Raw genomic sequence first — 11185 nt, 5'->3', positions numbered from 1 at the left:
CGCAGAAAGGTGTAGCGCACGAAATCAGGGCCTAGCCTGTGAGCCAAACGACTCCTCAATAATGGCGTGCAGCATCTGCTCGGGCGTGAGCTGCTGCGTCATGCGTCCGCGCTGCACGCTGTTGTGCTTGAAGGATCGGGCGCTGCGCTCCATCACCTTGGCCCTGAAGGTGGCGATGGAGTCATTGCCGATATGGCTGTTGAAGGTGTTGAACAGCACCACGCGCTGGCCATCGAAGTGGTTGTGCTTCACAAACGTTCAGATCGGCGGCGCGGGGCTGTAGAGCCATACGGGCGAGCTGAGCCAGACCGTATCGAAGGGCTTGAGGTCGATGGTGCATCGCTTGCCACCCCTCGAACGCGCAGCCTGGGCTGCGCGACCCTCGTTTTGGAGCGCTTGCCCGGGCTATCATGGAGTAGTGCATCGGCCTCGCACTGGAAGTCCGACCCGATGCAGCGCGCCCAGGTTTTCTTTCTCGACGCTCCCATGTGGCACCTAGGCGAATGAGCCATAGCCTCCGCAAGCGACCCATGGCAGAGCTAACCTACCGTTCCGTAACGGCTTTCGGCTCGTCGGAGCTTGCAAAAAGAACTTGACAACGGACATTTTTCATCGCCGGGCCGCCCCAAGATGAAAAAGCGCCCCCTCGGGGGGCAGCGGCTACACGCAGTGAGCAAGCGTGGGGGTCATTTTTCATTGCTTCGTCTCCTTGAGGATGGTGTAGCAAACACATGGCAGAGCCTCCCCTGCCCCGAGGCCAGCCGCACTGCGCTCAGCGCAGCACGAATGGATTGCCGCCTGCCGCGCCGCTGTTGATCCACACCGCCTTGGTCTGCAGGTACTCGCGGACCGCGTCGATGCCGTTCTCGCGGCCCAGGCCCGAGTCCTTGTAGCCGCCGAAAGGCGCCATGAAGCTGACCGCACGATAGGTGTTGACCCAGACGGTGCCGGCCTGCAGCCGCTCGGACATGCGGATGGCGCGGCCAATGTCTTTCGTCCACACGGCTGCGGCCAGCCCGAAGCGCACGCCGTTGGCGATGCGCAGCGCGTCCGCCTCGTCCTTGAACCGGATCACCGACAGCACCGGGCCGAAGACCTCTTCCTGCGCGATGCGCATGTCGTTGGTGACGCCTGTGAAGATGGTGGGCTGCACGAACCAGCCCGGCCCACACCCTGGTGCGTCGCCCTTGGCGCCGCCCAGCACCGCGGTGGCGCCCTCGCTGCGGGCGATGTCGATGTAGTCCAGCACCTTGCGGTACTGCGGCGGCGTGGTCACCGGGCCGACCTGGGTGTCCAGCTCCATCGGGTCGCCCATGCGCGCGGTGCGGGCCACGGCCACCAGCTTTTCGACAAAGGCGTCGTGGATGCTGTCCTGCACCAGCAGGCGCGAGCCCGCGATGCAGGTCTGGCCCGAGGCGGCGAAGATGCCCGAGATGGCGCCGAACACGGCCTGGTCGATGTCCGCATCCTCGAACACCACGTTGGGTGATTTGCCGCCCAGCTCCATCGCCGTGTGCTTGAGCAGGCGGCCGGCCTTCTCGTTGATAGCGCGGCCCGTGGCGTCCGAGCCGGTGAAGCTGATCTTGGCCACCAGCGGATGCTCGATGAGCGGCGTGCCGACTTCGCCTCCAAAGCCGGTCACCACGTTGAACACGCCGGGCGGGAACCCGGCCTCGTCGAACAGCTCGGCAAACTCCAGCGTCGATGCCGAGGTGAACTCCGAAGGCTTGGCCACGACCGTGCAGCCCGCCGCAAGCGCCGGGGCGATCTTCCAGGCCAGCAGCAGCAGCGGCGAATTCCACGGCGTGATGGCAGCCACCACGCCCACGGGCTCATGGCGCGTGAAGGCGAAGTAGCCCTTCTTGTCCAGCGGCAGCGTGCTGCCCTGCACCTTGTCGGCCAGGCCGCCGTAGTAGTAGAACCACTGCGGCAGGTAGTTGAGCTGACCCTGCATCTCGGCCAGCAGCTTGCCGTTGTCGCGCACCTCGGTGGCGGCGAGCCTGGCCGCATCGCGCGCGACCAGGTCGCCCAGCTTGCGCAGCAGCGCGCCGCGCTGGGTGGGCGTCATCTCGGCCCAGGGGCCGCCGGTGAGCGCGCGGTGAGCCGCCTGCACGGCGGCATCAACGTCCTGCGCGTTGCCGCGCGGAATCTCGGCCCACGCTTGGCCGGTATAGGGATTCTGGGTGGCGAACCAGGCGCCGCCCAGCGGCTCGCAGGCCTGGCCGTCGATGCGCAATGGATAGCGTTGCATAAAGGCCCCCCTAGAATGGCCGCAGGCCTAGCGCACAGCGGAAGCGGTTCTTGATGTAGGGGCCATCGCGCGGCGGCAGCGCGCGCGGTGGTTCGTTGGCATCGATGAGCACCCGCACAAAGGTGGTCTGCCGGCGCGCGGCGATGCCCGGCGCGATGTCTTCGCAGGCATCGGTGCTGTTCACCGAGAAGGAATCGGCAATGCCGAAGCCCTTGGCCACCGCCACCAGATCGGTGCCCAGGCTCGCATGGCTGCGCTGCATGCCGGTTTCGCCGAAATGGCCATTGTCCAGAACCACGATCGTCAGGTTCTTCGGCTGCTTGGCGGCAATGCTGCCCAGGCTGCCTATGCCCATGAGCTGCTCGCCGTCGCCGGTGATGACGAGCACCGGCTTGTCCGGCTGCGCCAATGCAAGGCCCAGGCCCAGCGCGGCAGCGCCGCCCATGGCGCCCCACAGGTAGTAGTTGCGCTCACGGTCGCCTGCGGCGAACACGTCGTACGAAGCGGAGCCCAGGCCGCTGACGATCAGCGCCTCGGGCACGGCGGCGATCAGCCGGGCCACGAACTCGCGGCGCTCGGCGCGGGGGGCGCAATGGGGCTGGTTCATTGCTGGCGCTCCCATTGCTTGCGGCCGATCAGGCTCTGGCCCAGCAGCACAGCAACTTTCTGGCCGGCCCCGAAGGCGGCGTCAAAACCGGCACTGACGATTTCCTCGACCTCCTGCGGGCTGGAAACGCGCAGCACATGGATGCCCATCAGCTCCAGCACGGCCTGCGTGGCCCTGCCCATCGGGCCCTGCCACGGGTTGAACTCGGCGTATTCGCCCCGCATGGTGACCAGCGTGAAAAAGGGGAAGTCCGCCGCCTGGAGCAGCGAGAACATGTTCACGCAGTTGCCCACGCCGCTACTTTGCATCAAGAGCACCGCGCGTTGGCCTCCCAGCCAGGCGCCGCTGCACAGCGCCACGCCTTCTTCCTCAGTGGTGAGCACCACATCTTCGATCTCGGGGTCGGCGATGGCGCTGCGGATGACATGCGAATGCCCGGCATCGGGAACGTAGGCGATCTGGCGCACTCCGCCGGTCTTGAGGACATTGAATACGGCCTGCTGCCAGTGAGGCACCGCCTGGATGCTTGGATTCATGGGTCGCGGGTTCAGGAGTGGAACTGGCTGAAATAATAAAATTTGATCCACATGCTTGTGAAATAGAATTTTGGAATTTCACAATCACGCTTTCTGATCACCCCATGGACCTGAAGCAACTGCGCGCCTTTTTGACGGTGGCGGAAACCGGCAACGTCACGCGAGCCGCCGACATGCTGCACCTGGTGCAGCCGGCGGTCTCGCGGCAGCTGCGGCTGCTGGAGGAAGACGTAGGCGCGCCGCTGTTCGAGCGCGAGCGCCACGGCATGGTGCTGACCGACGCGGGCCAGGCGCTGATCGGCTATGCGCGGCGCGCCATGCTGGAGCTGGACCGGGCGCGCGCGGAGATCGCCGGCGCGGCGGCCGGCGGCGTGGGCGGCCTCGTCACGCTGGGCCTGCTACCCAGCACGGTGGACATCCTGTCCAGCGCCCTGGTCTCTGCGGTGGCCGCCGCCCACCCCGCCATCCGCCTGCGCCTGGCGGTGGGATACGCGGGCACGCTGATGCAATGGCTGGCATCCGGCGAGGTGGATGCCGCGCTGCTGTATGGCGCCGAGCGGCCTGACATCCAGACCACGCGCCTGGTCGAGGAGGCGCTCTGGGTCATCGCCCCGCCATCGGCCCGGCTGCGCAGCGACCAGCCGGTGCCGCTGGCCTGGCTGACCGAGCACAAGGTCGTGCTGCCCAGTGCGCCCCATGGCATCCGCACGCTGGTGGAGCACGCCTGCGCGGTCACGCAGACCACGCTGAACATCGGTGCCGAAACCAATGCGCTGAGCGTGCAGCGGGCCCTGGTCCTGGGCGGCCACGGCTGGACGATCCTGCCGCCGATCGCGGTAGCCGAAGACTTGCGCGCACACCGGCTCTGCGGAGCGCCGCTGGCCGACCCGGCCATTTCGCGCACCATCGTGCTGGCCCTGCCAACCAACCGCTCCAGCGGCACGCATGTGCGCCGCACCGTCGAGCTGCTGGAGCAGGAGACACGGCGGGCAATCGCCGCGGGGGTCTGGCTGCAGGGGCGCTGGCTGGGGGACTGAAGGGCCAGGCCGGCAGACGCCACCAGCCAGGCAATCCCCGTGCCATCGGGTGCTATGGCCTCTTGCGCTCCCCGGCAGCGCAATGCCGCATGCAGCGGGGATTCTTCGCGTCGGGCCGGTCGTCCACATAGAAGCCGTTTCGGTTCGGCATCTGGACCGCGACGAGCGATTGGGCATCGACGGTGGCATCGGCCGGCATCAGACCGTTCGCATGCAGGATGTAGCCGGCAACGCTATAGACATCCTCGTTGCTCAGCGACTGCGGCGCCTGGAACGGCATCGCCCGCCGTATGTAGTCGAACAGGGTAGATGCATAGGGCCAGTAGCTGCCCACGGTCTTCAGCGGCTTTTCCGTGGTTAGCGACCCTGCGCCGCCTACCAGCGCCGGGCCCATGCCGCCTTCGAGTTTCGCGCCATGGCAGGCAAGGCATTGGCTTTGGTAGATGCGCTCGCCATTGGCGACAGTTCCCGCGCCGGGAGGCAGCCCGGCCCCGTCGGGAAATACATCGATATTCCATGCGGTGATCTCGGCCTGCGACGCGATGCGCCCCAGGTTCAGCTCCGCCGCCGAGGCCATGGCCGGCACAGCGCAGCCTGCCACCGCGGCAGCCAGCAACCATTGCAAAGGTTTACGCGCGGCCATTGCTCACCTCCCCGCTGGCGGCCACCTTCCAGGGCTGGATGGCGTTGTTGTGATAGAACGAAACCTTGCCACGTGCATCGATCAACTGGCTGAGCAGCGGCTGCACATAGCCGGTTTCGTCCATGGCCCGGCTCATCAGCATCAACTCCTGGCCCTGCCACTCGAAGGGCGCACGGAACGAGGTCAAGGCCTTGCTGAGCACCGGCGCATCCAGCGTGGCAGGCTTCCAGTTGTCGCCGCCATCCACTGAGACATCCACATGGGTGATCCTGCCCCGCCCGCTCCAGGCGATGCCGCGCATCTCATGCAGGCCCTTGCGCCCCAGCCTGTGGGTGCCCGAGGGCGAGGTGATCAGCGACTTGCACTCCATCACGAACGAGAACTTGCGTGCGCGGCCATCAGCCATCAAGTCCGTGTACTTGGCGGTTTCCTCGCGCGTGTAGCCGGGCTGATCGGTCACATGCAGGCGTCTCAGCCACTTGATGCTCATGTTGCCCTCAAAGCCCGGCACGAACAGCCGCAGCGGATAGCCCTGCTCCGGGCGCAGCCGCTCACCATTCTGGCTGTAGGCCAGCAAGACATCGTCAAGGCATTTCTCGATCGGAATGCTGCGCGTCATGGCGGCTCCGTCGGCACCTTCGGCGACGATCCATTTGGCTCCTGGCTTCAAGCCCAGGTATTCCAGCACCATGCGCAGCGGCACGCCGGTCCACTGCGCGCCACTGACCAGGCCAGCGACTTCCGCCGCCGTCTTGCCATAGGGCGGCAGAAATGACGGATTGCCGGAGCACTCGAGGAAGTAGATGCGGGAGATGCTCGGAAACTGGCGGATTTCATCCATGGTGAAGATCATGGCCTTGTTGGTCAGGCCATGGATCATCAGCCGATGCTGGGCCGGATCGACCTGGGGTACGCCTGCATGGTGCCGTTCATAGTGCAGGCCATTCGGGGTGATGATCCCGTCCAACTCCTGCAGCGGCGTCGTGCTGTATGCCGACATCGGCTCCTTCAGGCCCGGGTAGAGGTTGCGGATGGCCTTGTTCTCAAACTTGGAGGGCGTTCCATAGGGCGACGCGGTGGGTGCCCCGAGCGACCGGGTCCACTCCGCAATATTGGGTGGCAGGTTGTTCGCCTGCGGCGCAGGTGCCGCTGCGCCCGTTTGCGCAAGAGCGCGCTCGGGTGGACCCAGCGCCGCCACCGCGGTGGCCACCGCACCCGCGCCGCCGCGGCGCAGAAAACCACGCCGCGCCGCAGAAAGCGGCGGACTTTGCTCGCTCGGATAGCCGATTGCAGAATGGATGGATTCACTGGACATGCGGTCTCCATTTCTCTTGTATCGCTTGAATTCGCAAATACCGACCGATCGGTACTCACGCAAAGCAGTGTAGTCAGCAAGGAGTGCGATGTCTAGCACCCTGCGGCCAGGCACCGATCAGCGGCGACACAAGCTACTCGCTAACTATCCAGGGCAAGATTTGAGGGTGCAGGCACTTGTAATCCAACAGGAAATTTCCCACTCTGCATAGGTGCAGCAATGGACAACAAAGCATCTACTTCGCCCAAAAGAGTGGAAGAAATCTCAGCAACAGCATCCCTATTTCCCCTAGCGGATATGACCGATCGGTACACTGCAATACCATGTACTGCAATCAACCCGGAAGGCTCGCCAGTGGAAATCATCGACTACCCCGAACTGCCTCAGCGTGAGCGAATCCGCAAGATTGCGGCGCAGTTGTTTGCACGGCTAGGCTACAACGCCGTTGGAATGAGTGACCTGCAAGAGGCTGTCAAATTGGGACGCGGGGCTCTCTACCACCATATTCGGAGCAAGGAAGATCTGCTATACGAGATCTCCCGTGAGTACATCTGGGATCTTGCTCAATCTGCACGGCAGATCCAGGCCGAAACCAGCGACCCGGTGGAGCGCATTGACCGCCTGGGAACCTACCTGATTCGCAAGATCGCATCCCACCAGGCTGAACTCACCGTTTGCTTCAGAGAGGTGCAATCCCTCTCCGCGGAAAGGCATGCGGAGGTCATGAATTGGCATGCACAGTACGAGCGCGTCTGGCGAGATGCGATGGTGGATGGCGCGGAAATGGGCCAATTCCGCCCGTACGACCCCGTCGTGCTTAAGGGCGTTCTGGGCATGTATTTCTATAGCTATTTGTGGATGAAGCCTGACCGGGCGCTCGGTCCGGAAATCATTGCAGACCGGTTGAACGGCCTCGCCCAAAGGATGCTGGCCTTGACCTAGCTTGCCCTCGCGGCAAAGCCGAGGGTTTGTACCGACGCGCAAAGATGTCGCCTGGGTCACACTACAATCCATACCGACCATTCGGTACACAACAATAAAACGAATGATAGGCCGGTAGGTTTGGTGACCCAGAGGGATGAATACCTCTAGCAGAGTTGATTCCTCACCTGAGAACCTATCACCAATCACGAGCGGTGACCGATGAATCCATTTCTCGCAGCTCTGTCGGGGCGTTGGATTTTGATTATTTTCATAAATCTGTACCGATCAGTCGGTACTTAAAATAGGAAAAGTAAGATGCCAGCTAGCCAACAGCCCGCACTCTGGATCCCTGGAGTGGAGCAACTCGAACACTCCAACATCGCTCGCTTTGCTTGCCGCTACGGTTTTGACCCGAGGAGGTACGACGAACTGCATCGCTGGTCCATCAGCGACCTGGATGGCTTCTGGAATGCCGTTTGGGACTTCAGCGAGGTTGTCGGCCAGCGCGGCGAGACCACACTCGTGCGCCGAGGGTATGGCGAAATGTTCGGCGCGCGCTGGTTCCCGCAAGCCCGGTTGAACTTTGCCGAGAACCTGCTTTGCGGGGATCAAAGCCGCGTCGCAGTCATCGAGTTCAACGAGTCCGGCCTGCGGCGCAAAGTGAGCATGGCCGAATTGCGCGATCGCGTTTCGCGGCTGCAGCAAGGCTTGCGCAAACTGGGAGTGAGGCGAGGCGATGTAGTCGGCGGCATTCTTCCCAACAGCCTGGAAGCCTTGGTTGCGCTGCTTGCCGCAGCTTCTATTGGAGCGGTGTGGGCGTCCTGCTCGCCAGACTTCGGAGCCCCCGGCATCATTGATCGCATTGGCCAGGTCCACCCGAAGGTGCTCTTTGCGGTGGAGAGCTACCTCTACAACGGCAAGAGTTTCGATATCACGGCGAATCTCGGGCAGATCGTCCAGGAGCTTCACGATCTACAGCATCTGGTGATTCTTGGCGACAGCAAGAAAGTCGCACAGCGCCATGGCGCCACGGTGGTCTCGTGGGACGATGTCAATTCCAAGCAGCCTCAAGCAATCGAATTCGAAAGACTGCCCTTTGAACACCCCCTATATGTAATGTTCACCTCGGGAACCACAGGGCTTCCCAAGGGCATCGTGCACACCGCTGGCGGAACGCTCATGCAGCATCGAAAGGAGCACCTGCTTCATTGCGACGTGCGGCCTGGCGACGTGATGAGCTGGTACACCAATACCGCCTGGATGATGTACCACTGGCTCATCTCGGGGCTGGCCAGCCAGGCAACGATCGTGCTCTACGACGGCGCTGCCGTTGTCAGCGCAAGGGATGGGAGCGATCTGGGCCATCTATGGCGCATGGCGCAGGAGGCTGGCATCACCCATTTTGGAACCAGCCCTCGATACCTCGCAGTGCTTCAGGAAGCGGGCTATGCGCCAGGGCGCGAGCATGATCTGGGAGCCCTTCGTAGCGTACTTTCCGCAGGAGCCCCCGTACAACCCGAACAGTTTGACTGGCTGTATTCAGCGGTCAAGCAGGACATGATCTTCGCCTCCATCTCAGGAGGAACAGAAATCATTGGTTGCTTTGTGCTGGGCTCGCCCCTGCACGCCGTGAGGCGCGGTGAAATCACGTGCAAGGCGCTCGGCCATGCGGTGGACGTTCTCGACGCACGCGGCGCATCCATTGTGGGGCGAAAAGGGGATCTGGTATGTACGGAGCCTTTCCCCAGCGCGCCACTCACATTCTGGGGGGAAGACGGGGACGCTCGTTACTACGCCGCCTACTTCAAGGAACGTCCAGGCATCTGGACCCATGGCGATCTTGCAGAACAGACGCCGTGGGGCTCCATGATCATTTACGGCCGCACCGATACCACCCTAAAACCAGGGGGCGTTCGCATCGGAACTGCCGAGATCTACCGCGTTGTCGAAGCACAGCCCGAGATTCAAGACTCAATTGTCTTTGGCCATCCCATCGATGGCGACGAAGAAATTGTGCTGTGCATCGTGATGCAGGACGGCGTTGAACTCGACGACGAGTTGAAGAAGCGCATTCGGGCGGATATCCGCCAGAAAGCATCTCCGCGCCATGTTCCACGCCACATCTTTCAGGTGACTGCGATCCCCTACACGCTCAATGGCAAACGCGTGGAAGGCGCGGCCCGGGCGATGGCGGCTGGCCTGCCGGTCAAGAACAAGGGCTCGCTCATCAACCCCGAGTCGCTTGCGCAATACGCTGAACTGATGAAGCCGGAGCATGTATGAACAGACGTTCTTGGGGAGCCATCGCCGGGGTCGGCGAGCTCAAGCCGATGCGAAAGACACAAGGTGCAACGACCTTGGATCTGATTGCGCAGGCAGCACGCATGGCAGTGGCAGATGCCGGATTGGAAAAGGATGCCATCGACGGACTGCTGGTTGGCCCGCAAGTCGGCGAGACCCCTCAGCATGTTCCCGCCACGGTGGCAGAGTACCTGGGGATTCAGCCGCGTATGGCCAATGTGGTTGATCTCGGCGGCGCTTCGGGCCCTGGCATGGTATGGCGTGCCGCTGCCGCGATCGCTGCAGGCATGTGTGAGGCTGTTGTCTGCGTGTTGGCGAACACCCGTGAAGATGAGGCGCCCCGGTCGCCCAACCGCAATCCCATTCGAGAGTTTGACGTCCCGTTTGGGGCATCGGGTGCGAATATCTCGTACGCGATTCCGATGCAAAGGCACATGGCCCAGTACGCCAGCACACCCGAGCAATTCGCCGCCATTGCCGCTTGGGCCCGCCATAACGCGCAGTCCAATGAAAACGCCATCTTCTACGGCCAGCCCGCGAGCGTGGAAGAGGTCCTGGCATCCCCCGTCATTGCGGCGCCACTGCATTTGTACGAGATCGTGATGCCGGTCGCCGGCGGCGAAGCGGTCGTGGTCGTAAGCCCCGAGCGTGCGAGGTCGCTTCGCCATCCGCCGGTGCACCTGCTGGGCGCTGGTGAAAAAATAACCCACAGAGCCATCAGCCAAGCACCTTCTTTGACCAGCGGCCCGCTCAAGCCCGCGATGGCGCAGGCAATGGCCCAGGCGGGAGTGAGCGTGGAGCAGATGAGTCTGCTCTCGTTCTACGACTGCTACACCATCATGGTCGCACTGACGATCGAGGACGCGGGCTTGTGCGGCCCAGGTCAATTCGGGAACTGGCTCGCCGAACACAGCCTTGGATTTGACGGTGACAAGCCCCTCAATACGCATGGCGGTCAATTGGGCTATGGCCAACCCGACCTTGCTGGCGGCATGACCCATGTGGTCGAGGCGGTTCGGCAGCTTCGCCACGCCGCAGGCAATCGCCAGATCCGCGCGGCAGACCTCGCCCTGGTGACGGGCAACGGCGCCACCGTAAGCGAAGCCGTGGCCCTGGTATTGGGAGCCGACGCATGAGCATCATCGAACAGTTCGAGCGGCTTAACGCTCCAGCCCCCATACCCACGGCAATTTCCCAGCCGTTCTGGGATGCCGCCGCCAACAAGAACCTCATCCTGCAGAAGTGCGGCGACTGTGGGACATGGGTCTTCTTGTATTGACCCACCGGAATCTGCACAGGTCAGGCCGCTAATGCACATGCCTCAGCGGGAGTTTTCATGCCCAGCGCCTGGTGCGGGCGTCGGTAGTTGTAGAAGCCGATCCAATCGGCAATGACACGGCTGGCGTGCTGCAGGCTCTCGAAGCGATGCCGGTGCGTGCATTGCTCCTTGAGTGTGCGGATGACGCGCTCGACCATGCCGTTTTGCTGCGGGCAGTGCGGCGTGATGAACTCCTGGCGCAGCCCGTAGCTCTTGACTAAGGCCGTGTAGTGCCGGCTGGTGAAGACCAGGC

At 63.2% G+C, this 11185-nt stretch carries 12 protein-coding genes; 5 read left to right on the top strand and 7 right to left on the bottom strand.

What is annotated here, in order from left to right:
- Positions 1-24: 24 nt before the first annotated feature.
- The 4 genes from ACODRX_RS20385 to ACODRX_RS20370 form a co-directional block, all read right to left on the bottom strand.
- Complete coding sequence (locus ACODRX_RS20385; RefSeq protein WP_488873366.1) at positions 25-252, bottom strand: hypothetical protein; 228 nt, start codon at positions 250-252, stop codon at positions 25-27.
- A 520-nt stretch (positions 253-772) separates the two neighbouring features.
- Positions 773-2251, bottom strand: coding sequence for an aldehyde dehydrogenase (locus tag ACODRX_RS20380; RefSeq protein WP_488873365.1), 1479 nt, complete (start codon positions 2249-2251; stop codon positions 773-775).
- A gap of 10 nt (positions 2252-2261) precedes the next feature.
- Positions 2262-2858, bottom strand: coding sequence for a thiamine pyrophosphate-dependent enzyme (locus ACODRX_RS20375; RefSeq protein ID WP_488873364.1), 597 nt, complete (start codon positions 2856-2858; stop codon positions 2262-2264).
- Positions 2855-3394, bottom strand: coding sequence for a phosphonopyruvate decarboxylase (locus ACODRX_RS20370; protein WP_488873363.1), 540 nt, complete (start codon positions 3392-3394; stop codon positions 2855-2857). Before ACODRX_RS20370 ends, ACODRX_RS20375 begins: the two co-directional genes overlap by 4 nt.
- 104 nt (positions 3395-3498) lie before the next feature.
- On the opposite strand from ACODRX_RS20370, the gene ACODRX_RS20365 reads away from it, so the two are divergent.
- Complete coding sequence (locus tag ACODRX_RS20365; protein WP_488873362.1) at positions 3499-4431, top strand: LysR family transcriptional regulator; 933 nt, start codon at positions 3499-3501, stop codon at positions 4429-4431.
- A 52-nt stretch (positions 4432-4483) separates the two neighbouring features.
- Here ACODRX_RS20365 and ACODRX_RS20360 read toward each other — a convergent pair whose 3' ends face one another.
- Both ACODRX_RS20360 and soxC read right to left on the bottom strand, forming a co-directional pair.
- Entirely contained in the window at positions 4484-5074 is a 591-nt protein-coding gene (locus tag ACODRX_RS20360; RefSeq protein WP_488873361.1) for a c-type cytochrome, read from the bottom strand.
- Positions 5061-6389, bottom strand: coding sequence for a sulfite dehydrogenase (gene soxC, locus ACODRX_RS20355; RefSeq protein ID WP_488873399.1), 1329 nt, complete (start codon positions 6387-6389; stop codon positions 5061-5063). The genes ACODRX_RS20360 and soxC overlap by 14 nt, the downstream gene beginning before the upstream one ends.
- A gap of 354 nt (positions 6390-6743) precedes the next feature.
- Between soxC and ACODRX_RS20350 the strand changes: the two genes are divergently transcribed.
- The 4 genes from ACODRX_RS20350 (at position 6744) to ACODRX_RS20335 (ending at position 10893) form a co-directional block, all read left to right on the top strand.
- The gene (locus ACODRX_RS20350) at positions 6744-7331 is read left to right on the top strand and encodes a TetR/AcrR family transcriptional regulator (RefSeq protein ID WP_488873360.1); all 588 of its coding nucleotides are present in this window, start codon (positions 6744-6746) and stop codon (positions 7329-7331) included.
- 297 nt (positions 7332-7628) lie between these two features.
- Complete coding sequence (locus ACODRX_RS20345; protein WP_488873359.1) at positions 7629-9596, top strand: acetoacetate--CoA ligase; 1968 nt, start codon at positions 7629-7631, stop codon at positions 9594-9596.
- A complete protein-coding gene (locus ACODRX_RS20340; protein WP_488873358.1) occupies positions 9593-10750 on the top strand; it encodes a thiolase family protein in 1158 nt (385 codons plus the stop codon). The genes ACODRX_RS20345 and ACODRX_RS20340 overlap by 4 nt, the downstream gene beginning before the upstream one ends.
- Complete coding sequence (locus tag ACODRX_RS20335) at positions 10747-10893, top strand: zinc ribbon domain-containing protein (protein ID WP_488873357.1); 147 nt, start codon at positions 10747-10749, stop codon at positions 10891-10893. Before ACODRX_RS20340 ends, ACODRX_RS20335 begins: the two co-directional genes overlap by 4 nt.
- A gap of 20 nt (positions 10894-10913) precedes the next feature.
- Here the strand turns inward: ACODRX_RS20335 and ACODRX_RS20330 are convergent.
- A partial coding sequence (locus ACODRX_RS20330; RefSeq protein ID WP_488873356.1) for a transposase occupies positions 10914-11185 on the bottom strand: 272 nt, incomplete at its 5' end.

Source organism: Comamonas sp. FG99, assembly GCF_057808605.1.
This window is presented reverse-complemented; position numbering and strand designations above follow the sequence as displayed.

What these genes read in the sequence shown, in the direction of transcription:
- soxC (WP_488873399.1), bottom strand. Translation starts at nt 6,389, where the DNA reads ATGTCCAGTGAATCCATCCATTCTGCAATCGGCTATCCGAGCGAGCAA.
- ACODRX_RS20335 (WP_488873357.1), top strand. Translation starts at nt 10,747, where the DNA reads ATGAGCATCATCGAACAGTTCGAGCGGCTTAACGCTCCAGCCCCCATA.
- ACODRX_RS20375 (WP_488873364.1), bottom strand. Translation starts at nt 2,858, where the DNA reads ATGAACCAGCCCCATTGCGCCCCCCGCGCCGAGCGCCGCGAGTTCGTG.
- ACODRX_RS20345 (WP_488873359.1), top strand. Translation starts at nt 7,629, where the DNA reads ATGCCAGCTAGCCAACAGCCCGCACTCTGGATCCCTGGAGTGGAGCAA.
- ACODRX_RS20360 (WP_488873361.1), bottom strand. Translation starts at nt 5,074, where the DNA reads ATGGCCGCGCGTAAACCTTTGCAATGGTTGCTGGCTGCCGCGGTGGCA.
- ACODRX_RS20370 (WP_488873363.1), bottom strand. Translation starts at nt 3,394, where the DNA reads ATGAATCCAAGCATCCAGGCGGTGCCTCACTGGCAGCAGGCCGTATTC.
- ACODRX_RS20340 (WP_488873358.1), top strand. Translation starts at nt 9,593, where the DNA reads ATGAACAGACGTTCTTGGGGAGCCATCGCCGGGGTCGGCGAGCTCAAG.
- ACODRX_RS20380 (WP_488873365.1), bottom strand. Translation starts at nt 2,251, where the DNA reads ATGCAACGCTATCCATTGCGCATCGACGGCCAGGCCTGCGAGCCGCTG.
- ACODRX_RS20365 (WP_488873362.1), top strand. Translation starts at nt 3,499, where the DNA reads ATGGACCTGAAGCAACTGCGCGCCTTTTTGACGGTGGCGGAAACCGGC.